Source organism: Pseudomonas sp. AK-TSAG1-1 (genome assembly GCF_056821665.1).
In genome coordinates this window covers 2,908,300-2,933,976 of the sequence record NZ_CM165965.1, presented here as the reverse complement: position 1 = coordinate 2,933,976, position 25,677 = coordinate 2,908,300, and the positions used below count along the sequence as shown (strand labels likewise).

At 57.8% G+C, this 25,677-nt stretch carries 20 protein-coding genes and 1 pseudogene; 13 read left to right on the top strand and 8 right to left on the bottom strand.

The features are described from left to right. Nucleotides 1-2: 2 nt before the first annotated feature. The 5 genes and pseudogenes from AC1UK9_RS13105 to AC1UK9_RS13085 all read left to right on the top strand — a co-directional run bounded on the left by AC1UK9_RS13105 (nt 3) and on the right by AC1UK9_RS13085 (nt 9,143). Entirely contained in the window at nt 3-2,045 is a 2,043-nt protein-coding gene (locus AC1UK9_RS13105) for a type VI secretion system Vgr family protein (protein WP_482580320.1), read from the top strand. Continuing rightward, the gene (locus tag AC1UK9_RS13100; RefSeq protein WP_482580319.1) at nt 2,035-2,772 is read left to right on the top strand and encodes a DUF4123 domain-containing protein; all 738 of its coding nucleotides are present in this window, start codon (nt 2,035-2,037) and stop codon (nt 2,770-2,772) included. Before AC1UK9_RS13105 ends, AC1UK9_RS13100 begins: the two co-directional genes overlap by 11 nt. Beyond that, nucleotides 2,772-7,004: pseudogene (locus AC1UK9_RS13095) on the top strand (RHS repeat-associated core domain-containing protein); the annotation flags it as partial. The gene AC1UK9_RS13100 and the pseudogene AC1UK9_RS13095, both read left to right, overlap by 1 nt. Nucleotides 7,005-7,648: 644 nt before the next feature. Then, entirely contained in the window at nt 7,649-7,870 is a 222-nt protein-coding gene (locus AC1UK9_RS13090) for a hypothetical protein (protein ID WP_025112114.1), read from the top strand. A gap of 110 nt (nt 7,871-7,980) precedes the next feature. Continuing rightward, nucleotides 7,981-9,143, top strand: a protein-coding gene (locus AC1UK9_RS13085) for an IS3 family transposase (RefSeq protein ID WP_482580318.1) whose coding sequence is annotated in 2 segments (ribosomal slippage) — nt 7,981-8,236 and nt 8,236-9,143 — 1,164 coding nt in all. Because the reading frame shifts where the segments join, the coding sequence is not laid out codon by codon here. 19 nt (nt 9,144-9,162) lie between these two features. On the opposite strand, the gene AC1UK9_RS13080 is transcribed toward AC1UK9_RS13085, so the two are convergent. Next, nucleotides 9,163-10,047 carry a serine hydrolase domain-containing protein gene (locus tag AC1UK9_RS13080; RefSeq protein ID WP_025112111.1) on the bottom strand — a complete coding sequence of 295 codons (885 nt, stop codon included), beginning with the start codon at nt 10,045-10,047 and terminating at the stop codon, nt 9,163-9,165. 1,425 nt (nt 10,048-11,472) lie between these two features. On the opposite strand from AC1UK9_RS13080, the gene AC1UK9_RS13075 reads away from it, so the two are divergent. Both AC1UK9_RS13075 and AC1UK9_RS13070 read left to right on the top strand, forming a co-directional pair. Next, nucleotides 11,473-11,715 carry a hypothetical protein gene (locus AC1UK9_RS13075; protein ID WP_482580317.1) on the top strand — a complete coding sequence of 81 codons (243 nt, stop codon included), beginning with the start codon at nt 11,473-11,475 and terminating at the stop codon, nt 11,713-11,715. 135 nt (nt 11,716-11,850) lie between these two features. Then, nucleotides 11,851-12,531, top strand: a complete 681-nt coding sequence (locus tag AC1UK9_RS13070; RefSeq protein ID WP_473015528.1) for an SOS response-associated peptidase family protein — start codon at nt 11,851-11,853, stop codon at nt 12,529-12,531. Here AC1UK9_RS13070 and AC1UK9_RS13065 read toward each other — a convergent pair whose 3' ends face one another. Next, nucleotides 12,532-12,762: a hypothetical protein gene (locus AC1UK9_RS13065; RefSeq protein ID WP_025112107.1), complete on the bottom strand. Its 231-nt coding sequence runs from the start codon at nt 12,760-12,762 to the stop codon at nt 12,532-12,534. Nucleotides 12,763-13,128: 366 nt separating this feature from the next. Here AC1UK9_RS13065 and AC1UK9_RS13060 point away from each other — a divergent pair, with 366 nt between their 5' ends. Together AC1UK9_RS13060 and AC1UK9_RS13055 are read left to right on the top strand one after the other, a co-directional pair. Continuing rightward, entirely contained in the window at nt 13,129-13,668 is a 540-nt protein-coding gene (locus tag AC1UK9_RS13060) for a GAF domain-containing protein (RefSeq protein ID WP_025112106.1), read from the top strand. A gap of 255 nt (nt 13,669-13,923) precedes the next feature. Further along, nucleotides 13,924-14,325: a hypothetical protein gene (locus AC1UK9_RS13055; protein ID WP_025112105.1), complete on the top strand. Its 402-nt coding sequence runs from the start codon at nt 13,924-13,926 to the stop codon at nt 14,323-14,325. A gap of 669 nt (nt 14,326-14,994) precedes the next feature. On the opposite strand, the gene AC1UK9_RS13050 is transcribed toward AC1UK9_RS13055, so the two are convergent. Then, a complete protein-coding gene (locus AC1UK9_RS13050) occupies nt 14,995-15,216 on the bottom strand; it encodes a hypothetical protein (RefSeq protein ID WP_025112104.1) in 222 nt (73 codons plus the stop codon). A gap of 129 nt (nt 15,217-15,345) precedes the next feature. Here AC1UK9_RS13050 and AC1UK9_RS13045 point away from each other — a divergent pair, with 129 nt between their 5' ends. Continuing rightward, complete coding sequence (locus AC1UK9_RS13045) at nt 15,346-15,924, top strand: DUF4337 domain-containing protein (protein WP_473015526.1); 579 nt, start codon at nt 15,346-15,348, stop codon at nt 15,922-15,924. On the opposite strand, the gene AC1UK9_RS13040 is transcribed toward AC1UK9_RS13045, so the two are convergent. Both AC1UK9_RS13040 and AC1UK9_RS13035 read right to left on the bottom strand, forming a co-directional pair. Further along, a complete protein-coding gene (locus AC1UK9_RS13040) occupies nt 15,901-17,142 on the bottom strand; it encodes an MFS transporter (protein ID WP_482580316.1) in 1,242 nt (413 codons plus the stop codon). The two genes, AC1UK9_RS13045 and AC1UK9_RS13040, sit on opposite strands and share 24 nt — an antisense overlap. A 55-nt stretch (nt 17,143-17,197) precedes the next feature. Beyond that, nucleotides 17,198-18,247: an NAD(P)-dependent alcohol dehydrogenase gene (locus AC1UK9_RS13035; protein WP_482580315.1), complete on the bottom strand. Its 1,050-nt coding sequence runs from the start codon at nt 18,245-18,247 to the stop codon at nt 17,198-17,200. 174 nt (nt 18,248-18,421) lie between these two features. Between AC1UK9_RS13035 and AC1UK9_RS13030 the strand changes: the two genes are divergently transcribed. Continuing rightward, nucleotides 18,422-19,354 carry an AraC family transcriptional regulator gene (locus AC1UK9_RS13030; RefSeq protein WP_482580314.1) on the top strand — a complete coding sequence of 311 codons (933 nt, stop codon included), beginning with the start codon at nt 18,422-18,424 and terminating at the stop codon, nt 19,352-19,354. A 12-nt stretch (nt 19,355-19,366) separates the two neighbouring features. Here AC1UK9_RS13030 and gabP read toward each other — a convergent pair whose 3' ends face one another. Further along, nucleotides 19,367-20,773 (bottom strand): GABA permease, encoded by a 1,407-nt coding sequence (gabP, locus tag AC1UK9_RS13025; RefSeq protein WP_482580312.1) that lies wholly within the window; start codon nt 20,771-20,773, stop codon nt 19,367-19,369. A gap of 205 nt (nt 20,774-20,978) precedes the next feature. Further along, nucleotides 20,979-22,484, bottom strand: coding sequence for a GGDEF domain-containing protein (locus AC1UK9_RS13020; protein ID WP_025112098.1), 1,506 nt, complete (start codon nt 22,482-22,484; stop codon nt 20,979-20,981). Nucleotides 22,485-22,961: 477 nt separating this feature from the next. Here AC1UK9_RS13020 and AC1UK9_RS13015 point away from each other — a divergent pair, with 477 nt between their 5' ends. Continuing rightward, nucleotides 22,962-23,657 (top strand): SDR family NAD(P)-dependent oxidoreductase, encoded by a 696-nt coding sequence (locus tag AC1UK9_RS13015; protein ID WP_025112097.1) that lies wholly within the window; start codon nt 22,962-22,964, stop codon nt 23,655-23,657. Nucleotides 23,658-23,747: 90 nt separating this feature from the next. Continuing rightward, nucleotides 23,748-24,767, top strand: a complete 1,020-nt coding sequence (locus AC1UK9_RS13010) for an AraC family transcriptional regulator (RefSeq protein ID WP_025112096.1) — start codon at nt 23,748-23,750, stop codon at nt 24,765-24,767. A 22-nt stretch (nt 24,768-24,789) separates the two neighbouring features. Here the strand turns inward: AC1UK9_RS13010 and AC1UK9_RS13005 are convergent, their stop codons facing one another. Next, the gene (locus tag AC1UK9_RS13005) at nt 24,790-25,488 is read right to left on the bottom strand and encodes an alpha/beta hydrolase (protein WP_482580311.1); all 699 of its coding nucleotides are present in this window, start codon (nt 25,486-25,488) and stop codon (nt 24,790-24,792) included. Nucleotides 25,489-25,677: the final 189 nt, after the last annotated feature.

The following is a 25,677-nucleotide window of genomic DNA, read 5'->3' as shown; positions in this document are numbered from 1 at the left end:
GGATGTTCGCGCCGGCCAATGAAACCCACTTTGCCCTGACCATCGAAGGGCTTTCCGCCGATTTTCAGGTATTTACCCTGACCGGCCGGGAAGCCATCAGCCAGCCTTTTGTGTTTGAGGTGGAGCTGGTCAGTGAGCAGCCGTCGCTGGACCTCGAAACCCTGCTGCACAAACCGGCCTTCCTGCAGCTGTCGCCCGATGGCAGCGGCATCCACGGCCAGATCTACCGCGCCGCGCAAGGCGATTCCGGCAAGCGCCTGACGCGCTATTCGGTGACCCTGCGCCCGCAATTGTCGTACCTGGCGCATCGCGTCAACCAACGCATCTTCCAGAACCTCACGGTGCCGAAAATCATCGGCATGGTCCTCGAAGAACACGGCATCCAGAGCAACGCCTACGAATTCAAGACCGGTTCGATCTATCCCGAGCGCATCTACTGCGTGCAATACGATGAATCGGACCTGCATTTCATCCAGCGTCTGTGCGAGGAAGAAGGTATCCACTACCACTTCCAGCACAGCGCCACGGCGCACAAGCTGGTGTTCGGCGATGACCAGACGGTGTTCCCGAAACTCAAGCCTGTGGCCTACCAGCAAGACTCCGGCATGGTCGCCAGCAACCCGGTGATCAAGCGTTTCGACCTGCGCCTGGAAACCCGTACCAGCCGCACCACGCGCCGCGACTACGATTTCGAAAAACCGCGCATCACCCTAGAAAGCGAAAACCGTGGCGACGCCCTGCCCGACCTCGAAGACTACGACTACCCGGGCCGCTTCATCGACCGCGAGCGCGGCAAGCACCTGGCCAAACGCGCCCTCGAACGTCACCGCAGCGACTTCCAGCTCGCCGAAGGCAAGAGCGACCAGCCGCTGCTGGTCAGCGGCCATTTCCTCGCCCTGACCGAGCACCCGAAGGCCAAGTGGAACGACCTGTGGTTGCTCACTGAAGTCCTGCACGAAGGCAAACAGCCACAAGTGCTCGAGGAGTCGGTGACCAGCGACACCACCGCATTGAAAGACGACTTCCATCAGGGCTATCGCAACCGCTTTCAGGCCACCCCGTGGGACGTGCCAAACCGTCCACCGCTGCGCCACCCGAAACCGCGCATCCTCGGCAGCCAGAGCGCCGTGGTGACCGGCCCCAAAGGCGAAGAGATCCACTGCGACCAGTACGGCCGCGTCAAAGTGCAATTTCACTGGGACCGCGAAGGTCAGGCCGACGACAAGACCAGTTGCTGGCTGCGCGTCTCTTCCGCCTGGGCCGGCGCCCAATACGGCGGCATCGCCATCCCGCGCATCGGCATGGAAGTGCTGGTGACTTTCCTTGAAGGCGACCCCGATCAACCGCTGATCAGCGGCTGCCTGTACCACAAGGAAAACACCGTCCCCTACGCGCTGCCGGCGAACAAGACCCGCAGCACCTTCAAGACCCTGAGTTCGATGGGCGGTGGCGGTTACAACGAACTTCGCATCGAAGACAAGAAAGGTCAGGAGCAGATCTACCTGCACGCCCAGCGCGACTGGGACGAAAACATCGAGCACGACCAGAAAATCCGCGTCGGCAACGAACGCCACGACACCGTCGAAAAGAACAGCTACAGCGAATTCAAGGCCGAAGAGCACCACACCGTCTACGCCGACCGCAAAGTCGAAACCCGCGCCAACGACCACCTGACCGTGGGCGTCAACCAGCACATCAAGATCGGCACCGGCCAGTTCATCGACGCTGGCCAGGAAATCCACCTGAGCAGCGGCATGAAAGTCGTGCTCGAAGCCGGCGCCGAGTTGACCCTGATCGGCGGCGGCAGCTTCATCAAGATCGACGCCGGCGGCGTGACCATGAGCGGCCCGGTGATCAACATGAACTCCGGCGGCAGCCCCGGCAGCGGCACCGGCGCCGCCCCGCTGATGCCCGGCATCCTCAAACAGGCCGACGCTGACAAGGCCGGCCAGGTCCTGACCCCGGCCCAGATCAACACCCTCAAACGCAACGCACCGTTCTGCGAAGAATGCGAAAAATGCAAGGCAGGTGCCTGTGCCATCTGATCGACTGACACCCAAGGACTGGCTGGCACAACAGCCGCTGCAGACTGGCGAGCGTCTGTATCTGGTCATCAGTGCGGCGAGTGATGCCGACGCACTGAAAACCCTGTACCTGACCGAACCCACCGCCCAGCTCCTGCCGATCTGGGGCGGCACGCCCTACTCCACCTGGCAACCGGTGATGCCCTACGTTACCGAGCTGACTTCCAACTCGCCATTCTTGCCATGGATCGCCGAAACCGACGCCCTCGACTGGGGTTGGCTTGCAGTATCACGCGCCGAACCGAATGGTGTGTTTGAGCATCTGCGCAGCCTGACGCAGGTGAAGATGCCGGACGGGACTGAGGTGTTTTTCCGGTTCTGGGATGGCAGGCATATCTATCCGATTCTGAAGGGGCTTGGGGAGAAGGCTGGGGAAGTACTGCCGGTGTTTGAGCGGTATCTGATTAACGGGCAAACGCTGGAGGTTGGGACACGGGTTTTGCCGAAGGTGCGGGATTGGCCGTGGTGGGAAGTGCCGAAGCCGTTGCTGGACAGTTTGACCAAGGAAAACCCTTCGACACTGATTGGCAATCTCCTGCAATGGCTCGAAGAAGAACGTCCGGACCTTTACAACGCTTGGCCAGAGAACAACCTGAAGCTGAAAGTCAGCCGTTTCGTGCGCCGCCCGGATGCGCCGAAAAACCTTAAAGAAGCACTGTTAAACCACCTGATTCTGGAGCAAGGCTGATGGATCGCGTTGCCACTATCGAAACCCAATTGGACTCCTTCAAAAACAGCCTCAAGCTGTACCGCGAGGAAACCAAGAGCTGGTACGCACAGCTTGCTGACAAAGCCAGCCGAGCTGCAGACATGCCCTCCCTTCTTGGTATGGAGCGCGTGATCAAGGCCGGTGACTCCAGCAAATCTATCAGCATGACTGATGGAGATTTTTCATACGTCGCCAAGTGCCCGCTTGTAGGACCACTGCTGATTGAGAGCAAATTCGAATCAGTTTTCGACATCCCTATCGGCGATATCAAGGTCGATATCATTGCCGTGGATGGAGGCGCCAAGTCGACGATTACCTTGGATAAACAGGGCAAAGGCAGTTTTCAGGGACAGCCTGGAAAATCCTACAAGATCCACGTCCACGATCAAGTGACGCCTGCGCAGATCGACACGCTCTTCAAATCCTACGACGGCTTAGCTGCCGATCTAGAAGGATTCCTGCGCAAAGAATGGGCAGGCTTCAAACCGCAGTGGTCGAATCAGAGTGCGTCAGCCAAAGCGATGGCAATTGGGGTCGGCATTCTCGAAGGTGGATGGGAAGCTATCAAAGGCGTTTGGGATGGCATCTCAAAGGCCTTGGACATCCTTCAAAACCCTAAAAAGTTCGCAGAGGATTTAGGGGCCGGTGCAGAGGAACTGATCAAGCTGGCCAAAGAGGCGCCAGATGTGATGAAACAGGCCATGTTGCTTGCCAGCGACGAGGCCGCGCTGTTCTTGATGGTGCATTGCGCTTCAATCTGGGTTTCAGCATTGCCACCGACGCAGGCGGCTGGCCAAACGGCAAAGATGACATCTGCAGCCGTCATCGGAATTCTCATCGACATCGTGATTTCGGTCGTATTGACCGTAGCAGCCGAAGGCGCCGGGCTATTTTATCTGGCCGCACGTTTAGCGAAGTACGGCCAGATCATCGTCAAAGCTGTCACCGGATTCGTGAAGTCGTTATTCAGCATCATCAAGGGCTTCATGGGTTACGTCGGTAAATACGTCGCTGTCGCAGCTCGTGGAGTGGCGACTCGTGTAGAGAAAGGAGTCGCGCAGCTACGCTTTGATGGCAAACGTAATGCGACAGTTGAGCACGGCAAGCGTCCCGATGACGCCTCGAAACAATCGAAGAATCCTGACGACAAGAGTGCGGCGCCGGCGCAAGACACTTGCACCAACGGCTGCCCTGTCTCGATGGTCACGGGCGAAGAATTACTGACTCTTACCGATGGTCAACTCGATGGTCTGCTTCCGTTTGAGTGGACGCGCCTCTATCGCACCAGTGCGGTCGAGATCGACAGCCGCCTTGGGTTTGGTTGGAGCCACGCACTTTCTCACCGACTGGATCTGGATGATGAAGGCGTCCTGTGGACGGATAACGAAAACCGAACCACTCGTTTTCCGATGCCGACACAGCAACGCCCCGCCATCATCAACAGCCTGTCGAAAGCGGCCATCTACCTGGGATCGACACCAGGCGAACTCATCCTGACGCAGGCCGGGCAGAATCCGCGCTTTTATCATTTCCGTGCGGGACGCTTGATCACCATCAGTGACGCGTACAACAACCAGTTACAGCTAAGTTACGACTTCGCTGACCGAATCCAGCGTATCGACAACAACGCCGGACGCTCCCTGTTAGTCCGCCACGAAGATCGTCACATCGTTGCCGTGGATTATCAGCAGCGCCGTGCTGAGTACACGGAGCAGGGTCAACGGCAGGAGCCATGGATCACCGTTCAAACGCTAGTGACCTATCGGTATAACGCACAGGGCCAGCTCATCAGCGCCACCAATGCTGCCGGTGAAACTGAACACTATCGTTACAACGACCAACACGTCATTTTGGAACGACAACTGGCCGGTGGTGCGAGCTTTTTCTGGGAGTGGGAAAACGAAGGCAAATCGTCACGCAGCATCCGTCACTGGGCCAGCTTTTCGCAGATGGACTCGCAATACGCTTGGGACGATGCCGGCAAGGTTACCGTTACAAACGCGGATGGGAGCGAGCAGGTTTATGTGCATGACGAAAATGCTCGACTCATCAGCGAGATCGCTGCGGACGGCGCTGAGACTCAAAAGGCTTATGACGACAAAGGTCGGCTGATTGCAGAAAAGGACCCTCTCGGAGCAATTACCGAATACCGTTACAACGATGCCGGCCTGCTTGTCGTTGTTATTCCTCCTGAAGATGCGCCGACGTTCTACGAATATCGACATGGCTTTGTGAGTGAGATTCACCGAGGTAAAGCGAGCTGGAAATACCAGCGAAATAGCCAAGGCGATATCACCCGCCAGACAGATCCTGACGGCAACGAAACACACTACAGCTACGATGCCCAAGGTCGTGTGCTGGAGATCGTTCATCCAGACGGCGGACGGCATCAGCTCGCCTGGAATTGACTGGGTCAATTGCTCGAAGAAGCATTGCCCGATGGTGGTCGTCGTAAATACCGCTACGACGCACTGGGTCGTCAAATCACCCGCCAGGACGAACACGGCTCGATCACCCATTACCAATGGGATGCGGCTGGCCGTTTGACGCAGACCACACAGCCTGGCGGTGCGACCCGCACTTATACCTATAACGCCTACGGCAAGGTCACAGCCGAGCGCGATGAACTAGGCCGTATCACACGCTACGAATACGCCGACAATCTGCAACTTGTCAGCCGCCGCATCAACCCGGACGGCAGTGAGCTGCGCTATCGCTACGACAACTCACGCCTGCTGCTGACTGAGATCGAAAACGAGCGCGGCGAACATTATCAGCTCAACTATTACTCAAACGGGCTCATACAGCAGGAAACTGGATTTGATGGTCGCCGTACTGCCTACGAATATGACCTGAATGGCAACCTGCTGAAAAGAACTGAGTACGGCGACGACGGTAGCGAGCTGGTCACTGAATACCAACGTGACTCCGCTGGCCGCTTGCTTGTGAAGAAATTGGCCGATGGTGAGGAAGTTCACTACAGCTATGACGCACTCGGTCGCTTGGTCAATGTTGATGACGGTCATTGGCCACTGGCTTATGAATACGACTCCCAAGATCGGCTGATTACCGAGCACCAGGGTTGGGGCACCCTGCGCTACGAGTACGACAACGTAGGCCAACTAAAGCATTGCCGTCTACCGGACGGTAGCAAGCTCGACTATCGCCGGTTACCCGGCGGCAATCTCAGCAGCATTGACCTCAACGGTTCTCGCCTGACATCTCACCAGTTCAAAGCTGGTCGTGAACAGCAACGTCAGCAAGGCTTGCTGTTGAGTCAGTATCAATACGACGATCAGGGGCGCTTGCAGGCTCACAGCGTTAGCCAACGCGACAGCATCGTGCTGCAGCGCCGATATAACTACGACGCGGCAGGTAACCTCGCAGGCATCAATGACAGCCTAAAGGGTGCCCGTAACTTCCACTACGATCCGCTTGATCGCTTGATCAGTGTTCGGGGAGCAACACCGGAGAGCTTCGCGCACGACCCAGCTGGCAATCTGCTGGGCCAGAACAACGAAGGCACCGCCAACCTTGCCAACGTCAAAGGCAACCGCCTGCTGATGCAGGGTGACCGCCACTACGACTACGACGCCTACGGAAATCTGATTCGCGAGCGCCGCGGTACCGGGCAGAAGCTCGTCACTGAATACCGCTATGACTGCCAGCATCGCTTGATCGGCGTCAGCCTACCCGGCGGCAGTATCGCGACCTACAAGTACGACGCCTTCGGTCGACGTATCGAGAAAACAGTCGATGGCCACACCACCGAATTCCTCTGGCAAGGCGAACGGCTGATTGTAGAGAGCGGTGAAAGTCGGTATCGCACCTATGTCTATGAGCCAGACAGCTTCCGCCCCTTGACGATGCTCGACGGTGAAGGCCCTCTGAAAGCCACGCCGTTTTATTACCAGCTCGATCACTTGGGCACGCCGCAGGAGCTCACCGATTACAGCGGCGCAATTATGTGGTCGGCCAAGTATCGAGCCTACGGCAACCTGGCTACGCTGGATGTCGCGGAGATCGACAACCCGCTACGGTTTCAAGGCCAGTATTTCGACGCAGAGAGCGGACTTCATTACAACCGCCATCGGTACTACAGCCCGAGCACAGGACGATTTCTAACCCCCGACCCGGTAAAGCTTGTAGGTGGCCTAAACAATTACCAGTACGCCCCCAACCCTACCGGCTGGGTAGACCCGCTCGGACTAATGTTCAGGGCGATTACTAAAGCGATTTCTGGTGTTGCGAAAAAAGCACCACTGAAGCCCGCTGCGAACTGCCCCAAGCCTGGAGGATCATCTTCTCCGAACACTACCCCTACTCCTGCAGACTCCAGCGTAAAGACTGGAGACGTCACTCCACCGGCGGTCGTCGAGTCGAAGCCAGATTTTTACGTTGGCCCATCCGGACCGGACTCGACATTACCTTCGACGGCATATCGATACATGGGCTACAAAAACGCTGACGGAACAGTAAACACTCACGCGCAGAACACGATCAACACCGGCGACGCACGACTATCCTATTTTGGGTTCGACAAATTTGAGACTGGAGACGCTGCTACAGAAGCATTGCAGATGCGAGCGCCAAAGCATGTCACTCCTGCTGATCCCGACCCGGCGTGGAGTGATGGTCGCCTGCGATTGAAGTTCGACACACTGCAGCTCTATAAGGATGGCGAGCCAACCGTTACAGTGCCGTATGAGCTCGGTGGTAAGGGTCCGAATCTGGAACCGTTCACCAAAGCGTACCCTGACTACGGTACGGGTGGTGCGCGACAACTCATTCCGAAACCGGGTACCACCACCATCATTAAAGCGGATGAAGTCACCATCTTGCCGGAGAAGTAACAGTGCTGACCGATCTAGAGGCGCGCATAGCGCTCAAAGAACTGATTGAAAAATACCTCAAGGGAAGAGATCCGGATTACGACCGTCTGATCGAAATTGTACAGGACCCTTCGCGGCAAGTTCCGATCAGAGGTGTGCTCGAGGACATTAGACGGTACAACAAGGTCCAGTACACAAAGCAGGAGCTTGAGCTGATCGACGACCTTTTGTACATGTATGGATGAAGCACCCTCCGCCCTGAGGACTGCCGTCCAGGAAGGAGGTTCTGTTTGTAGTGGTCTAATGAAACCGGACACCCATTTAGGCGAGAATGCTCGCCAGATAGAGGTGTCTGATGACCAAACAACGTCGTTCCTTTTCCGCTGAATTCAAACGCGAGGCCGCAGGCCTCGTGCTCGATCAAGGCTATAGCCATACCGAAGCCAGCCGTTCGCTTGGAGTGGTCGAGTCCGCGTTGCGTCGCTGGGTTAACCAACTCCAGCAGGAGCGCAGCGGCGTTACTCCGCAGAGCAAAGCGCTGACGCCTGAGCAGCAGAAAGTCCAAGAACTGGAAGCGCGTATTGCTCGTCTTGAGCGGGAGAAATCCATTTTAAAAAAGGCTACCGCGCTCTTGATGTCGGAAGAGCACGAGCGCACACGCTGATTGATCAGTTAAGTACCCAAGAGCCGGTCGATTGGCTTTGCGCAGTCTTTGATGTCACTCGTTCGTGTTACTACGCCCACCGCCTCAGGCGCCGAAATCCCGACGTTGAGCGGCTTCGTTTGCGCAGTCGGGTCAACGAACTTTTCACGCAAAGTCGAAGCGCTGCCGGTAGCCGCAGTATCGTGTCGATGATGCAGGAAGACGGCGAGCAGATCGGGCGGTTTAAGGTGCGAGGCCTGATGCGGGCACTGGCGCTAGTCAGCAAACAACCTGGATCACATGCCTACAAACAAGCGACGGTCGAGCGGCCTGACATTCCGAATATCTTGAATCGAGAGTTTGATGTTCCGGCACCCAACCAGGTCTGGTGTGGCGACATCACCTACATCTGGGCTCAAGGGAAATGGCATTACCTGGCAGTCGTTCTGGATCTCTACGCACGCCAGATTGTGGGCTGGGCGCTGTCAAACAAGCCGGATGCGGATCTGGTCATCAAGGCGTTGGACATGGCTTACGAGCAGCGTGGCAGGCCTCAAGGGCTAATGTTTCACTCGCATCAGGGCTCGCAATATGGCAGCCGTCAGTTTCGCCAACGGCTCTGGCGTTACCGCATGCGCCAAAGCATGAGCCGTCGTGGAAACTGTTGGGATAAAGCGCCGATGGAGCGTGAGTTTCGCAGCTTGAAAACTGAATGGATACCGACCGTGGGCTACATGACAGCTCAAGAAGCGCACCGCGACATCAGTCATTACCTGATGCATCGGTACAACTGGATTAGACCGCACCAATTCAACAACGGACTGGCCCCAGCTCAGGCTGAGAAAAAACTTAACGTCGTGTCCGGGATTAGTTGACCACTACAGATGCCTTCTTTCAGCCACTCTGCAAAGCTTGCATCAGCTGTCCAACAACTTTGGTTTCGACTGCGCCATCACTGGCGTCCGTCTCGAAAACAGCGCAACAAGCCGATGCGTCTCCATCGCAAATACGGTAGACAGCAATTACACTGTTTGGCCCGCAGCCCGTGTGCCCGCAGAGGGTAAATCCGCCGTCAATCGCTCCCTGCATCACACCAAGGCCGTAACCCGGCGTGATCCATGGGCGCCCGGGAATCGGGCCGCCTAATATTCGCGCTACCTGCATTTCCTGCAGCAAGCCTGTAGGGAGCAGGTCTGCGCAGAGGAGTCGATCCAGAAATAGCGCTGCTTGCGAAATTGGGCCGATCAGCAGGCCGTGATAAACCCAGGCAGGGTCATAATTTGAGGCGTCTCCAAGATGGGTCGTTTGAAAGTCTGCTCGCGTTTTAGCAAAGCGAACGTTCGAAAGGCCAAGTGGGGAAAGTGTTCGTTGAATCACTGCTTCATCAAACGTCAGATCAGTTAGCCGTTCAATTAGCCTGCCGATGAGCAAGTAGCCAACATTCGAGTAATGCCAACCGGCTCCGGGACAGTATCGAAGTCTGGTGCCGTCAAGGCGCCGCATCATGTCATCTACCGACCAGGCCGACACATTATTCCTGACAGCGGCGTGATACTCCGCAAGTTCGCCGTAATCGGCCAGACCCGCCTCATGCCGCAGTAATTGACGTAACGTGAAAAGCTGTTCAGGAATTTGCTCGTCCAGCCCGATGAGTCCATCACGAACCAACGACAGGGCTGTTGCAGCCAATACTGTTTTCGTAAAACTCCACCAAGGGATCATCAGTTCTAATCGGTCAGTCGTTTGTGGCTGACCATTTGATATGAGTGAACTGAGCATTGGCTTCCTTGGAGTGCTGAGCGAATAGGCAGCTCGACAAGATAACTCAACCACGCGTTTTTCCAGAGTATAAAGTCAGGCGTCTGTACCGACCTGAACGACTGCTATTGGCAGTTTTCTGCCTGTCGCGACTGGCACCAGTAGGTCAACATTGGCTTCCTGACCTGTTTCGAAGCGAACGGTGGTTCACCACCAAGATGGAGCGTGTGGTGAAATCTTGAAATTAAGAGCCTCTAAGTTAACGAATAGAGAGCTATCCTTAATTAAGATAACTCCTTCATGGAATATAACGCCTACTTCCCATTCGACCTTGTCGGGGTGATAAACGCACAAACTGTCACACTCGCCAATAAAATCACTTTCATTAAGGGCAATAATTTTAATTAAGTCATCGGTGATTTGAAGTCGCTGAGTGCATCTACCGACAATGTGGCTCGGGTAAGTTGTAACCGGTAAAGCATTGACTTTGGTTGGAGAGTCGGCGTGAAAGCCAATTATACTTTCGGTGCTCGATTCTGGGTAAAGCCAAATCACTAGTTCAAGTCGCGCTTTACTCGACAGCTTCGAAAGCAATAGGATTTTCCTAGTAAAGCTGCTCTCTGTGATGTAAAGCATCGCATCTATTTTACCTGTCATTTTTTGGCGCGCCCCTTTTTCAACCCATGTGTCGAGCGTAGACCGTAATCAAAAGCTATTTCTTGAGGAATAAAAATATTTCTGATTTGCGGGACACATCTGTACGACTGGAATTACCCGCGAGGGGCACGTCCGCTCCTGGCCGATTTCAGCCTTTCGCGAGAAGTAGAAAACGTCGCAAAAAAGCTTAGTATTCCCTTGCTGAAAACCCCTCCTGGCTCTGGCCTTAAGGTGATAGGAAAAATGCAAAACGTCACATCCTCAATCTGGTGCATCGCTCCCGAGTTGGGTACTCCTGAATCACCCGCGATACTGGCAGCGTCAGCTAGCCTCTGGGTGGCATACTTCCGGCCGGGAAACGAAACGCTTGCCGTTGTGAGGTTTACGGGGCTTATAGACCATCGTCTGGCCCCCATCAATGATCAGGGCTTGGGGCGCCATCGCTACGTGGCGAGCGGCTTGCAGCCGTACTCTTTCAACGAACTGACAGGCACTGAAGAAACGAACTACTGGCGGACATTGGGCGCGAGGCATTGGGTGGTTACGTTCCAGGATACAACCTTGGATGTCATTGCTCGTGGCGGCGACGTTGTATCCTCAGAGTTAACAGAAGCATCGCCACTCGAAGCTTTGATTTCGCAGTTGCGGAAAAGCAGCCACTGCGAACGGTGACACTTATCAGCTCGCAAATGTCAGCTTCTGGCCGAAAGCAGCCGCTCATTACAGCTCGTTGCATAACCCTAGCCCGCTTTTGCTGCCTCGATCACCGTATAAGAGCAAGGCGCTTCTGTGGATCCCTCCGACATCGAAAACACCGACGACTGGCTCGGCTGCCCGACGCCGCTCGAAACCTGCCCGCAGCAGCTCGCCCTTTACGAAAATGAGTTCGAGGAACTGAACCTGCAACTGCGCCAAGCCAGAGAGCGCATATTCAAGATGGTCGAGATGAACGATGAACTGTCTGCTGGCAAAGCCAAAGCAGAAGTCGCACTCAAGAAATCCTTCGCTGATGCTGCGCGACTCCAAAGCTAACGAGCAGAGCTACTCGGACAGGTTGTGTCCGATCAGCGTGACCACCTCTTCCTTGAGAATCAGCGCCTACTGAGGGAAGCTCGCGAGAGGAACAGCTGAGGGCTAGGCTCAGGGTTCACTTTGAGGAATCAGTCGATGTGCGGACGACTCTCCCAGTACAGCGGCATTCACGACTTCGTGGCGGCGCTGAGCATGCCGAATGCACTTGTCAACTCGACCGGGGATCAGCCCATCGAGCAGTACAACGCCGCGCCGACCACTCAACTTGCGCTCTTCCACCAGGACGGCCAGTTTCTTCACGCCGACATGGTCCGGTGGGGATGGCGACCACACTGGGCCAAGGATCGCGCCGCGCCGATCAATGCCAGGGTCGAGAAAGTCGCCCATGGCCCGTTCTTCCGCGCGATCTGGCCGCACCGGACGGTCATCGCGATCAACAACTGGTTCGAGTGGGTCGACGAAGGAGAACCGAGAAAGCAGCCCTACCTGATCAGGCATCGGGACCAGTCGCCGATTCTCTGCGCCGCCATCGGCCAATACCCGAACGAGGAGCACGCGCCAAGCGAGCATGACGGCTTTGTGATCATCACCGCGGACAGCGCCGGCGGCATGGTCGATATTCACGATCGCCGGCCCGTGGTGCTATCGCCCGAGCTCGCCCGGGAATGGTTGGACCCGGCCACCCCGAAAGAGCGCGCCGAACAGATGGTGCTGCACCAGGGCGAGCCGACAGAGACGTTCGAATGGTACAAGGTTGACCGGGCCGTGGGGAACGTCCGGAATCAAGGCCCGGAGCTGATCAAGCCGGTCGATTGATCAGCGCTTCGACAGAGTTTTAAGACGCTCCACCAGCGCGGCTTCAAAAATGGTGTACAGCTTTTCAGCATCGTCGGCACGCAAAGCACCACCGGTTTCCAGTCCAAGCACGAAACCGTCCGCCCGTGCCCCTGCCTTCACAGCGATGATCATCGAGTCGGCCCGGACAATTTGCGCCAGCAGTCGATCTGCTTCCCGCTGCATTTTTTCGCTCAGCACTACGCCTTCCACATCAGCCCCCATCACCTTAATGCGATATCCAATAAATCACCGTAAACACAAGCGCGATCCAGACGAAGGACGAAAGAACCTCCAATCCTGCAAACGTATGTTCATGGGGCTCAAAGTCTGAAAATTAATTCCATTCGATTAAGGATGGAAAATCGAGACCGCCGATCAGCTTCCTGCCGGTCAGACAGAACGGCTGGAATGCGCTGGCTGAATGGCACCTTGAGATTCGCGCAAATCATCTTTTCCTATCACAGCCATTAGAATCCGACCCATTGAACGATTCAAACTTGATTAGAATCATAACGCTAACTTTTAGTACGCAAAACAATGGCTGCTTGGCAATTTTTATCACCGGGAGAAGAACGTATGCCTCTTAGCGACACGATTCACAGAGCAGCGCTCAGCGCGGAGGAGCGCTCCTCCATCGCTGAAATCGAGGCGACCACAAATATTCTGCAACTCGTCACTCGGATGACGGGGACGCGTTTTGCCGCAATCGCAAAATTCACCGAAGCAGAATGGATAGTTTGCTCCGCCTACGATCCGCTAGGCCTAGGGATAAGCGCCGGGGATACCTTGGAGTTGGAAACAACGCTTTGCAGCGAATTCCGAAGGGATCCTCAAGTACTTTTCATTCCCCAGGTCAGTCAAAATGCCAGATTTTCTGCGCGATTAGTTGTGAAGCAATATTTGATTGAAAGTTACGCAGGAGCACCTATTTTCCTTCCCGATGGACAGCTGTGGGGAGCGCTATGTGCTTTGGATTCTCGGGCAGTCTTGTTTGATGACCCGGATCTCGCGGACACATTAGGCCTATTCGCGAGACTTATCGGGTGCATTTTTTACGCGAACCTGACGAGTGCGGGGAGCGGCTACGGTAAGGCCGGAACAAGCGTCACGGAGTAATGAGGGTTCTTATAACGCTCGGCCCCCTGCAACACGCTCAACCCTTGATCGCCGGTTTCGGTGATGGCAGTAATTCGATGAGCATGCACCGACTCAAGTGGGGCCCCTCATGACTGACCGTTTTCGGCCAGCAGGCAGCTCAGATTGACCGATTTCGACCCAAACCGGACGCTCGGCAGCACCTCTGGCAATATATTTTCTGACAAGCCTGTCCTGAATCCATCGTGTAACTGAATTGAAGAGTACTTTCACCCCATGAGCAAAGGTCTGAGTGATGCCAACCTTAATTACGTACTTGCGGTCATTGAAAGTGCCCCAAACACCGAGTTAGGTGTGATGTGTGAGCACCTACAGATCGACAGTCGCGATCTTTTGAATCAGTTGGCGATCTCAGTAGCAAGACTGTTTATTACAGGCACCCGCGATTTTCATTACTGTGATGAGGTGATGAATACTGTCATCAGCGATATCGTCGACTTGTCCATGCACGCGGATATACCCCAGCCGGCATTCTCTATCTACCAGGCATTTGATGCAGGCGAACATTGGCACAGCGACGACGACCAGGACGTATTTCCTTGGGAGAAATGGACGCGGCCTGAGCTCGAGAGGATTTTGTGTGAGGTCGACGACGGCGCGAACGGGTTTTCGAAGTAGGTTCGAGTCGAGCCCCCCAAAGCACCGCTTCTGGCCAACAGCAGCCGTTCGCGACAGGCTTTAATCGGCCAAAAGCAGCCATTTGAAATGCTCAGCTACCACTCTAAATCAGTCACTCAATTCACCTACTAAACTCAGGGTGGTACCTACCTTCGAGGCGTTCTTTCCATGCAAAGCTCGTTACTACTTGCATGTCCATCCTGTTCCTCAATATTGAGTCGAGCAGCGCAACGGCGCATGACGCCTTTTTGGGGGGAGTTTCCCGTCGTCCCGTGCATTTCTTGTGGAGCGCCTTTACGCTGGCACGTGACACTGCATCGTAGACTTCGGTTTGGCGGGATAATTTTCCGGATCGGAGTCTGTGGCGTTGCCATAGCGTTTCCGCTCGTTTTTCTATTGAACAAAAATGACTGGGCAATAGTAATCACGGGGGCCAGCCTCCTACTGTCATTTTTTGGGGTATTTGCCACCGCAACCAGGACAGGCACCCCTTTCGTGGAAGTCATAGAGGATGCAGGCGCGCATTGATGAAACGCTGCGCACGGCCAATCACAAGCTGAGCATGCACATGACCGGCCGACGCCACCCGAATGCACTCCCCTTCGCGCCCAGCGGCACCATCGGATGAAACCGACGATGCCCAAGTGCACCGTCACTCGCAGAGCCCACTCACGAAAGCCCGTCGAACCAACCCAGAACACGCAGCACCTTCGCATACGTCTTTTCATTCGAAAGCAGCACTAGCAGCATCAGAACGCTCCCCATGACAGTGAAAAGAACACCGCCTGTTCCCTCGATGGCAATCAAAAATATCCCCAACACCAGGAACGCTGCTCCAAGTGCCCCAAATACTCTTCGGCTCTCCTTCTGTTCGGGATATTTGTTGAACATTCACGTTCTCCACATCCGGTAGCGCACGCGTCAACTGTAGACCAGACCCGAGCACTCACCTGTGTCTAAATAACCAGCCACCACTCATAATGCCGCCCCTCCCGACTCCCTCATCAAAGTTCGACAGCCATGCCTGAAGAGTTCGAAGTACCAAGCCCTCACGAACAACATATTGAACACACTACCCACCATGCCCATGCACAAGGCGATCGCTTTGCCAGCAAGATCGCAGTCATGACGGCGATCATGGCGACTGTCGGTGCCTTGATGAGCTATCAGGCCGGCTCGACGGAAAGTGAGGCGGCGATGGACAAGAACAACGCCGCCATCCAGAAGACCGAAGCCGCCAACGAATGGAGTTACTACCAGGCCAAGTCCAGCCGGCAGAACCTGTCGGAGCTGGCCAGCCATCTGCCGGGGCTGGACTCCGCCCATTATGTTGCCGAGGTGCAGCGCTACGGAGAGCAGAAAGAGCAAGCGCGCAAGAAGGCCGAAGCCCTTGAACAACAGGCGCACGAATGGGACGAGAAATCGGAGCAGATGCTGCATCAGCACCACCGCTGGGCCCAGGCGATGACCGCGATTCAGATCGCCATTTCACTGGCGGCCATCACCTTGCTGACGCGCAAGGAATGGCTCAGACGCGTGTCTTTTGGGGCTGCGGGTTTGGGGGTCATGTTGGGTTCACTGGCCTGGCTGCATATTTGATCGTTGAGTCTGACCCTGCTCGGCAGGGTTGATGCGGTGGGCCTGACCGGCATCTCTTTGCACAGTGCGCCCCGCCAGCCAGGCAAGTACAGACGCAACAACCAGCACCGCTGCGCTAAGCTCGAATGTGGCTTTGTAACCACTCAGATCAAATGCCAGGCCACCAACGATTGCGCCTGCGGCGATCGCCAGTTGCACGATGGCCACCAGCAACCCTCCGCCGGCTTCAGCATCTTGCGCAAGCGTCTGTGCCAGCCATGTCCACCAGCCGACCGGTGCCGCCGTAGCGACCAGTCCCCAGAGGCCGAGCAGCGCTGCAGTGAGCAATGGCGAGGCGCCGACGTTCACCAGCGCCAGTGCGATGATCGCCATAATCAGCGGGATCACCGTCAGCGTGCGATAGAGGCCTTTGGCGATGAATCGTTCGATCAGGAAAGTGCCGATGAAACCGGCAAGGCCCAGTCCCAGCAGCATCAAGGACAACGTCGAAACGCCGACGCCAGTGACCCCCTCAAGAAATGGGCGCAGGTAGGTGAACAGCATGAACTGCCCCATGAAAAATACGCTGACGGCGATCATGCCCAATGCGACTGGCAAGCGCTTCATCAGACGCAGGACATTGCCGCTCCCCGCCTGGCGCTCGTTCTTGAAAGATGGAAGGCTTATCAGCAGCCACACGGCCGCAATCGCCGCAACGGGAACCACACAGAAAAATGCTCCGCGCCAGCCTATCAGCGAGCCGAGGAAGCTACCCGCCGGCGCGGCGATGACTGTCGCCAGCGCGTTACCGCCATTGACGATGGCCAGCGCCCGGGACACCTGATCGGGCGGCACCAGACGCATGGCGGTCGCCGCCGACAATGACCAGAAACCGCCGATGGCGATGCCGATCAAGGCCCGTCCAAACATGAATGACGGGTAGCCCGGCGCAAACGCGACCACCGTGCCAGACACGATCATCAGCAAGGTCAGGCACAGCAGCAGCTTCTTGCGCTCAACGCGCGCGGCGACCGCGGCAATCGCCAGGCTGGTGAACAAGGCGAAGGCACCGGAGACGGCAATCCCCTGCCCGGCCTGGCCTTCGCTGATGTGCAGTTCTGCGGCAATGGGCGTCAGCAGGCTGACGGGCATGAATTCCGAGGCGACCAGGGCGAATGCGGCCAACGACATGGCCAGCACAGCGCTCCAGCCGCGCTTTTCTGTGGAAAGAGAGGTCATTGGAACTACCTGGGGTACGAGAGGCGTCCGGGCGATTGCCCGGACGCGCTGTTTTTCACTGCGCCAGCGTCGCGTTGTCGATCACGAACCGGTATTTGACGTCACCTTTGAGCATGCGCTCGTATGCCTCATTGATCTGCTCGGCGCGGATCAACTCGATATCCGAAACGATGCCGTGTTCGGCGCAGAAATCGAGCATCTCCTGGGTTTGCGGGATGCCGCCGATCATCGATCCGGCCAGGGTGCGACGCTTCATGATCAGATTGAACACGTTGGGCGATGGGTGCGGCGAAGCCGGCGCGCCCACCAGAGTCATCACGCCGTCACGCTTGAGCAGGACCAGCAAGGCGTCGAGGTCGTGCGGGGCAGCGACGGTATTGATGATCAGGTCAAAGCTTTTCAGGTGCGCGGCCATTTGCTGCGCATCGTTTGAGACCACCACTTCATCGGCACCCAGGCTTTTCGCTGCTTCACGCTTCGATTCCGAGGTGGTGAACGCCACCACATGCGCGCCCAGCGCATGTGCCAGTTTGATGCCCATGTGACCGAGGCCACCGACGCCCACCACGCCGACTTTCTTGCCGGGGCCAGCGTTCCAGTGCCGCAGCGGCGACCAGGTGGTGATGCCCGCGCACAGCAGCGGCGCCACGGCAGCCAACTGCGCTTCGGGATGACGAATACGCAGTGCGTAGCGCTGGTGCACAACGATCGCCTGCGAGTAGCCACCGAGGGTCCAGCCCGGGGCATCCGGGGTCGGGAAATTGTAGGTGCCGATCATGCCGTCGCAATAGTTTTCGAGGCCTTCGGCACACTCTTCGCAATGCTTGCAGCTGTCGACGATGCAGCCCACGCCGACCAGATCGCCCGGGGCGAACCCGCTGACCTTTTGGCCTACCGCCGTGACACGACCGACGATTTCATGGCCGGGCACACAAGGGTATTGCGTACCCTCCCATTCGGCGCGCACCTGGTGCAGATCCGAGTGGCAGATACCGCAGTAGGCAATCTCGATCTGTACATCTTCCGGGCCGGGATCGCGACGCGTGATGCGCAGAGGTTCAAGCGGTTTATCGCCGGCATGGGCGCCATAAGCGAAGACTTGCATAGGGACTCTCCTATAAGGGCTTTCCTGTAACAGCCCGACACATTCTCCCGGTCGATCCGCCTCTGCCCTAGTGCATTCCTCTTGAATGCTTGCCTGATCCTCTGAGGATGCAGGGCGATGGATAGGAAACGCCTCGGCAGCGGATTAGAGTTCGATCAACAGGAGTGACCCCACATGATCGATAGCCCCCTGCGCCATGAATCACCGTTGGCGTTGAACATTGACCCGCGCGTGAGCGTGCCGGGTGACTTCGCCACAGCCATACCCGGGCTGTCGCTGTTTCGTCGCGATCAGCCGGCGCCCCCGGCAGTGTGTATGGTCGAGCCGAGCCTGATTCTGGTGGGCCGTGGTGAAAAACGCTTGTGGGTCGGTGGCGAGGGTTACAGCTACGACCCGTCGCGGTTTCTGGTCACCTCACTGGACTTGCCCGCCAACTCCGAGGTGATGCTTGCCAGTCCAGATCAGCCCTGTGTCGGGCTGGTGCTGAAACTGGATGTCGGCATGCTCGCTGAGGCCCTCAGCAAGGGCGGTTTGCCCGCCAGGCGCCATCCTTCGATGAGCACAGGCGCGGGCATTGGCAGCCTCTCGCCCGCCCTCGAAGACGCCCTTGATCGCCTGCTGGCATTGCTCGATGAGCCCGAGGCGATCCCGGTGCTGGCGCCGTTGATCCTGCGGGAAATCCACTATCGACTGCTCAATACCGATCAAGGCGCGCGGCTGCGACAAATCATTGCCGTGGATGGCCAGGGTTATCGCATCGCCAAAGCCATCGACTGGCTCAAGGTCAACTACACCGAGGTGCTGCGCATCGAAGAGCTGGCGGCGCGGGTGCAGATGAGCGCGCCGACCTTCCACCATCATTTCCGCCAACTCACCGGCATGAGCCCTTTGCAATATCAGAAATGGCTGCGGCTGAACGAGGCCCGTCGGCTGATGCTGACCGAGCATCTGGACGTCTCGCGGGCAGCGTTTGCGGTCGGCTACGAAAGCCCTTCGCAATTCAGCCGTGAATATGGCCGCCTGTTCGGCACCGCGCCGAGTCGCGACATTGCCCTGTTACGCGGGCAGCCATTTGAGGCAGAAGCGCCCGGTGCAGTCGCGAACTGAACGAGTCAATGGCTAGACTTCCCCCACCGCCAGCCCAGGCCTGGACGCGCCATGCTGGCGTGCAGCGATCAGCCCGATAAAGGAAATCAGCAACGCCAGGCCAATGGTCGAGGTCACCTCGAGCCGGTGTTCGGGTGTGAACATCATCACCGCCAGGGCGGCGCAGATAAACGCGATGACCAGATAGGTCAGCCAGGGAAACAGCCACATCCGGAAGGCCAATTGGACATTGCGACGGAGAAGCATCCGGCGCATGCGTAACTGCGATATCGCGATCACCAGATACACCAGCAACGCGATGGCGCCAGAGCTGGCGAGCAGGAACTGGAACAGGCCGGCGGGCATGAAGTAGCTGAACAGCGTCACCCCGGCGCCTATGACCGTGCTGGCGATCACGGCGGCCCTTGGCACCCCTGCCGGCGATGTCACTTTCAAAGCGCGCGGCGCATCACCACGGCGCCCCAGCGAGAACAGCATCCGTGACGAGATGTAGATCGACGAGTTCATGCAACTGGCAACCGCGATCAGCACGACGATGTCGACCATGGATTTCGCGTGAGGAATGCTCATCAGCTCCAGCGCGCGCTGGTAGGAGCCAACCGACGCCAGCAAGGGATCGTTCCAGGGCACAACGGAAATGACCACGAAAATCGACAACAGGTAGAACACGCTGATACGCCAGATCACCGAGCGCGTGGCCTTGGCGATGTTCTGTGCGGGATTGCTCGATTCCGCCGCCGCGATGGTCACCGCTTCCGTACCGATGAAACTGAACATGATGGTGATGAAAGCACCGACCACCGCGGACAAACCATTGGGTGCAAAACCGCCGTGTTGCTCCATCAGTTGGCTCAAACCACTGGCTTGATGTTCAGGCAGCCAGCCCATCAGTACTGCGAAACCAAGACCGATGAAGCCGATGATCGCCACGACCTTGGCCAGTGCGAACCAGAACTCAAACTCACCGTACTTGGACACACTGAACAGGTTGGTGATCACCAACAGGACGATCGACAACAAGGCGAACAGCCAGGCATCAACCTGGGGAAACCACTGGTTGAGGATGTGGCCTGCGGCGAGCGCCTCGATGGGGATGACCAGCACCCAGAACCACCAATAGAGCCAGCCGATGGTGAACCCGGCCCAGCGGCCGATCGCCTGGTCGGCATAGGTGGAAAAAGACCCCGTGTCCGGGTTCGCCACGGCCATTTCGCCGAGCATGCGCATGACCAGCACCACCAACAGGCCGGAAAACAGATAGGCCAGCATGACGGCCGGCCCCGCCGCAGCGATGGCGTGTCCGGAGCCTACGAACAGTCCCGCGCCAATGATCCCGGCAATTGACAACATGGTGACGTGGCGCGGCTTGAAACCCTGCGCCAGCTGACCGTTCGAGTCCTTCGAGTTCAAGCTATTCATTGTTTTTGTTGTTCTCTGGTGATCGACGTTCGGGCGTACTGACTGAGGGTGGCGACGAAACGATGTGTCACCTTACGTGGCAGGCGCTGATCGAAAATGGCCCGTGAGCGGCATCGTCGTGCCTGATTTCGACATGCTGCGCTGCGCTCAATCCTGCGCAGGACAGCTGACTTGACGCTGCGCCGGGGTTCGCCGGAAACGCAGGTCAGCCATTCCCCCGCACAAACCGGTCACGTCCCTGCGCCTTGGCGTTGTACAGCGCCTGATCGGCCACCTCGATCAACCCTTGCAGACGATCCAGTTGCGGGCCTGTGCCCGTCGCGATCCCGATACTCACACTCAGCCGTCCGAACGGACTGGCGTTGTGCGCAATGTTCTCTTGCTTCAGGCGGTCGAGGATGAGCTGCGCCACCACTGCGGCGCCGCCACTGTCGGTGTCCGGCATGATGACGCCCATCTCCTCGCCACCGTAACGAGCGAGCAGATCTGACGGTCGCCGCACACACGCCTCAAGGATTCTGCCAATGGTCTGCAGACAGGCATCGCCGGCAACATGTCCGAACGAATCGTTGTACAGCTTGAAGTAGTCGATATCGATCATCAGCAAGGCCAGCGTCGTACCATCCCTTTGTGCACGCCGTGCCTCCATGGCGAGGCTCTGGTCAAAGCAGCGCCGATTCGCCAGCCCCGTCAGGGCGTCCTTCATCGCCAGCAACTCAAGCTGGCGATTGGATGACAGCAACTGCTGCTGCGTCCCGCGCAACTGATCTTCCGCCCTGGTGCGCCGACGGATATCCAGGATCAGGAACCAGCCGATCAGGCCGGTCAGCCCCAGCAGCCCCGTCACCACCACGGCCGACAGCCATGCCTCCATGCGCCAGGCAGCGAGGGCCTCACGCTTGCCGAGTGCGACAGTGGTTATCAGCGGCAGCCGATCACTTTTGCGGAAGGCGTAGAGCCGCTCAACACCATCCAGGCTGGAGGTAAACGATGCCGTACCGACGGATCGATCGACGAGATACTTTGCATAAATCGGCGATCTGGAAAAGTTGCGCCCCATGTCCTGCTCTCGAAACGGATAGCGCACCAGCAACGTGCCATCGGTATAGGACAAGCCGATGGCGCCGTCCTGCCCGACGTCGATCTTGCCAAACAGGCGCAGGAAGTTCTCGACGCCCAAAGTCACCGCGACCACGCCGGCAAACGCGCCGTGAGCATCGTTGAAACGGCGGCTGACGGTAATCACCCACTCCTGATTGGAGCGGCTCTGAATCGGCGGACCGATAAAGGTCTCACGGGATGGATCGTCGCGATGATGGATGAAATAGACGCGATCGCGGCTGCTCGCCCCGGCGGGAATCGGCCGATTGGAAGACATCAGCCAGCGTCCCTGATTATCGTAGATGGTGACGCCACTGAGCTGGGGCATCAACGGCTGTTGGCGGTCGACCAAGGCGCTCAGCCGCTCGATCTGTGCCTGGCCACTGCCTTCGGTTTCCAGGCGTTCGACGAGTCCGAGCAACAGCAGTGAACTCTGGCGGACGATACCTTCGGAGTAAGTCGCAAGCGCCTGGGTCAGGTTCAAGCCATGAACATCGACTTCTTCCAGTGCCCGTTCTCGAGAGGCCAACACCTTCCACACCGTCAATGACGCCAGGGAGCAACCGATCACCAACAACAAAAGCACCACGAGGCGGGTATCACGCTTCACATTACTACCTATTGGAAAGTCCGGTTTTCCGTTCCAGCGACTGGTGGATCGACTCAAAGGCGGCAGCCGCCTGTCCTTGTCGTGAACAAGGATACAAGCAGCAACGGATTATGCAGCGTATTTCTGCTTTGCAACGCCTGGCCCGCACGAGCCGAGTCCTGGATTTCAAGCGCGCAGTTTCGCTCTCGGCGCAACGGTGACAAGCATGCCAGAGCAAACCATCATCAGGCTTTCAACATCAGACTGGAGCTGAAATCGACAATCGGCGGATTCCGCTCATACGCGATGAAACGGCACTTTCCGAGGTCTGCGCCCCCGCCCACAGCCAACTTTCTGACGCCTGTTTCACGACCTTTTACGCGGCTTTCTCCAAGCCTGAAATTTTGGCACTTTTGCACAACAAGTTGACATCCAAAAGCATGCCATGGGCGACCGATATCATTAGAGTATGCGCCCTTAAAAAGGAAAGGACTCTCGATGACTCAGTCACTCTCACGGCGCGTTGTGGCGATTACCGGCGCCCTGGGGAATCTCGGCGAGACCCTGGCGGACATGGCGGCGGCCCAGGGCGCGGATCTGGTGCTGATCGATCAGGCGACGATTGCGCTGCCCAGTTCGCACAATCGACTGGTCCTGTCCGGCATTGATCTGGCGTCTCTCGCCGATTGCCAGGAGGTCGCCCGGCAGATCAACCGCTATTTCGGCCGACTCGATGCGCTGGTCAATGGCGCCGGCGGCTATGCGTGGGAGCCGTTGCTCGGCGGGGCGATAGACGCCTGGGATCGGCTCTACACGCTGAACCTTCGAACCGCATTGAACGCCAGCAAGGCCCTGCTGCCGTTGCTGCTGCAGTCCTCGGCGGGGCGCATCGTCAATATCGGTGCGAGCATGGCCGCGAAAGCCGGGCTGGGCATGGGCGCCTACGCCGCGTCGAAATCCAGCGTACTGCGTCTGACCGAAAGCCTGGCCGAAGAGCTCAAGGACATGAGCATCACCGTCAATGCCGTGCTGCCCAGCATCCTCGACACCCCGCAAAATCGTGAGGCCATGCCCGACGCCGAGCATCAGCGCTGGGTCACCCCGGCCCAACTGGCGGCGGTCATTCTGTTTCTGATCTCGGAACAAGCTTCGGCGGTCACCGGTACCGGCATCCCGGTGATCGGGCGCATGTAGGGTCTACTGACGCCGCGCGCCTTGGCGACGTCGCTTCCTTCACCTTTCGGAAAAGCAAGATCACCGGATTACCGGACTTCCCCTCCCCCCATGCGACCCGCCACCTCCAGCGCTGCCTTCGTCAACCACGTCCTTGATGTCGCCGAACAACACGGCTGCGATGGCGATTGGCTGTTGCACCAGACCGGACTCTCACGCGAGCAGTTGTCCGACTCCATCGTGCGCATTCCCATGAAGCAGCTGCGTGCCCTGCTGGAACTGGCGGCGCGCAGCAGCAACCTGACGCATTTCGGCCTGCTGGTCGGCGCGGCCGTACGCCCCGGCACCTACGGCGTGCTGGGTTATGTGCTGATGACCAGCGCGACACTGGGTGAGTCGCTGAACATGATTTTGCGCTTCGGCAAGATCGTCTACGACAGCCCTTCCAGTCAGACCCGGATCGTCATCGGCGACGGCCGCGTGACCCTCGAAGATCAGCGCACCAATGAACTGGAACCTTATTGCGCCCTGCATCAGGAAGCCCTGATGGTCGGCTGGGCGGCGTTCGGCCGCTGGTTGATCGCCAGCAACCAACCGATGCTGGAGGTGCGAATGATGCATGCCGCTGTCGGCGAACCGGCGTTGTATGAGCATTTTTTTGGCTGCCCGGTGCAATTCGAGGCCGGGAGCAACGCGCTGGTGTTTGCCGAGTCGACACTCTCGGCGCGGATCCAGGGCGCCGACCCGCGCATGCATCGCAGCATGCTGCTGGAAGCCGACTGGCAGTTGTGTCTGTCATACCCGGCGTTTTCCGTGACCGACCGTTTGCGTGCCCTGCTCACCGAACAGTTGCCGACCGGCGATTTCAGCCTGAAAAGCCTGGCCCGGCAGCTGGCGATTTCGCCGCGTACCTTGCAGCGCAAACTCGCGGCGGAAGGCGAAAACTTCAATCAGGTACTGGAAACCATGCGCATGGAACTGGCCGACCATTACCTGCGTCGCACCGAGACCAGCATCATGAACATCGCCCTGATGCTGGGCTACTCGCAGGCCAGCTCGTTCAGTCATTCCTTCCGCCAGGCCCGCGGGATCTCGCCGGTGGATTACCGTAAGTTGCTGCGGGCCAGATAAGCCGCTTACGTGCTCCGCGACCTCAGGCGCTCGACGCTGACGTCGCCGCCTCATCGATCAACGCCGCCACCTCGGCCGCGCGTGACGCCAGCGAAGCATGGCTGGCATCCAGCGTGATGACCTTCTTCGCACCGAGGCGCGCCGACATCATCTTCTGGTTGTCCGGGTGGATCATGTGATCCTGACTGGAGATCTGATACCAGCTCGGCTTGTTTTTCCACGCAGGGTTGCTGATCGGATCGCCAAAGGTGCTGGCCACCGGCGCTTTCTGGGTGACCGCCATGACCAGCGCTTCATCGGCCGGCAGGTCCTGGCAGAAGCTTTCATGAAACTTGCCAGCCTTGAGCCACAGAAAACCGTCGCTGTCCGGTTCCAGGTTCGGCGCAGCTTGCGGCAGATGTTGCTGAGTCAGGCCGCCCGGGCTTTCACCGGCGTCCGGGGCGAACGCGGCGATGTACACCAGACCGACAACGTTGGGCTGATTACCGGCCTCGGTGATCACCGCCCCACCGTAGGAGTGCCCGACCAGCAGCACCGGCCCGGGCTGTTGCGCAATCATCTTGCGGGTGCGCTCGGCATCGTCGGCCAGCGAAGTCAGTGGCATCTCCACCGCCCGGATGTCCGTGTAGCCCTTGCGCGTCAGCTCGACAATGACGTGGCCCCAATGCGCCGCGCCCCCCCAGAAACCGTGTACCAGCACGATCGTCGGTTTATTGCTCATGGCCTTGCTCCTGTCAGGATCGAAGATGTTTGCCAAACCGCCGCAGGAGTATGGAACCGATTCACGAGTTGGGCCACCAAGGACTTGAGCACGACACAACCATAGGCCGGCGCGGCGCCAGAGGCCCTGACACCACCCAATCAAAATTGTGGGAGCGGGCTTGCTCGCGAAGAGGCCACATCAGCCACT

Coding starts and splice junctions, on each gene's coding strand:
- AC1UK9_RS13045 (WP_473015526.1), top strand. CDS start 15,346: ATGCCTGAAGAGTTCGAAGTACCAAGCCCTCACGAACAACATATTGAA.
- AC1UK9_RS13070 (WP_473015528.1), top strand. CDS start 11,851: ATGTGCGGACGACTCTCCCAGTACAGCGGCATTCACGACTTCGTGGCG.
- AC1UK9_RS13030 (WP_482580314.1), top strand. CDS start 18,422: ATGATCGATAGCCCCCTGCGCCATGAATCACCGTTGGCGTTGAACATT.
- AC1UK9_RS13040 (WP_482580316.1), bottom strand. CDS start 17,142: ATGACCTCTCTTTCCACAGAAAAGCGCGGCTGGAGCGCTGTGCTGGCC.
- AC1UK9_RS13055 (WP_025112105.1), top strand. CDS start 13,924: ATGAGCAAAGGTCTGAGTGATGCCAACCTTAATTACGTACTTGCGGTC.
- AC1UK9_RS13105 (WP_482580320.1), top strand. CDS start 3: ATGTTCGCGCCGGCCAATGAAACCCACTTTGCCCTGACCATCGAAGGG.
- gabP (WP_482580312.1), bottom strand. CDS start 20,773: ATGAATAGCTTGAACTCGAAGGACTCGAACGGTCAGCTGGCGCAGGGT.
- AC1UK9_RS13010 (WP_025112096.1), top strand. CDS start 23,748: ATGCGACCCGCCACCTCCAGCGCTGCCTTCGTCAACCACGTCCTTGAT.
- AC1UK9_RS13050 (WP_025112104.1), bottom strand. CDS start 15,216: ATGTTCAACAAATATCCCGAACAGAAGGAGAGCCGAAGAGTATTTGGG.
- AC1UK9_RS13035 (WP_482580315.1), bottom strand. CDS start 18,247: ATGCAAGTCTTCGCTTATGGCGCCCATGCCGGCGATAAACCGCTTGAA.
- AC1UK9_RS13080 (WP_025112111.1), bottom strand. CDS start 10,047: ATGCTCAGTTCACTCATATCAAATGGTCAGCCACAAACGACTGACCGA.
- AC1UK9_RS13015 (WP_025112097.1), top strand. CDS start 22,962: ATGACTCAGTCACTCTCACGGCGCGTTGTGGCGATTACCGGCGCCCTG.
- AC1UK9_RS13005 (WP_482580311.1), bottom strand. CDS start 25,488: ATGAGCAATAAACCGACGATCGTGCTGGTACACGGTTTCTGGGGGGGC.
- AC1UK9_RS13060 (WP_025112106.1), top strand. CDS start 13,129: ATGCCTCTTAGCGACACGATTCACAGAGCAGCGCTCAGCGCGGAGGAG.